Here is a 732-nt window from a genome sequence, read left to right as displayed (position 1 = left end):
GCGGCGGCCGGCGGTGCGCTGGCAACCGGTGGCGGCGCGCGCTGATCCACGCGCCGATCTGAATCAACCACGGAGCAACGTCGTTCATGTCATTCCCACTCGAGCCGGACGGATCCCTGTCGCGTGACGTCGCGCCGCCGCAATTCGGTGTCGACGGCGAGCAGGCCGAACGCGACTGGCCGCTGATGACGCACGACGAGGTGGCGGCGGTGCTCGCGCGGATCGACGGCGCCGGCGAGCCGGCACGGTTGACGTGGCACAGCCCGCGGCAGTTCGCGGCGGCCGTCCTGGTGCAGATGACCGACGGGCGCGGACTGTTCGTCAAACGTCATCACGTGAGCCTGCGCGATGTCGAAGGGCTCGAGGAGGAGCATCGCTTCATCGCGCATCTGCGCGAGCGCGGGATGCCCGTGGTCGACATTCTCGCGGATCGCGACGGCGCGACCGCGTTCGCCGCCGGTGACTGGACCTACGAGGTGCACGTGCGTGCGCCCGGCGTCGACCCGTATCGCGGCGTGATGTCGTGGCAGCCGTTCACGCATCCGTCGCACGCATACGCGGCCGGACGCGCGCTGGCCGAACTGCATCGCGCGTCGGCCGGCTACGATGCGCCGGCGCGGCCCGTGCGGACCCTGCTGTCGAGCTTTCGCGTGCTGTCGTCTCCCGATTTGGCGGGCGCGCTCGAACGCTGGGTCGACGCGCAGCCGCTGCTCGTGCGCGCGCTCGGCGCGA

The 732-nt window shown here is 71.4% G+C and carries 1 protein-coding gene; it reads left to right on the top strand.

Annotation, left to right across the window (positions count from 1 at the left end):
• Positions 1-86 precede the first annotated feature (86 nt).
• On the top strand, positions 87-732 hold a 646-nt coding region (locus G3N93_RS41095; RefSeq protein ID WP_206135650.1), incomplete at its 3' end, for a phosphotransferase enzyme family protein.

Origin of the sequence: Burkholderia sp. Se-20378 (assembly GCF_017104665.1) — a bacterium.
GTDB lineage: Bacteria > Pseudomonadota > Gammaproteobacteria > Burkholderiales > Burkholderiaceae > Burkholderia > Burkholderia lata.
Note: the sequence above shows the minus strand (reverse complement) of the source record. Positions and strands in the feature narration are given on the sequence as shown.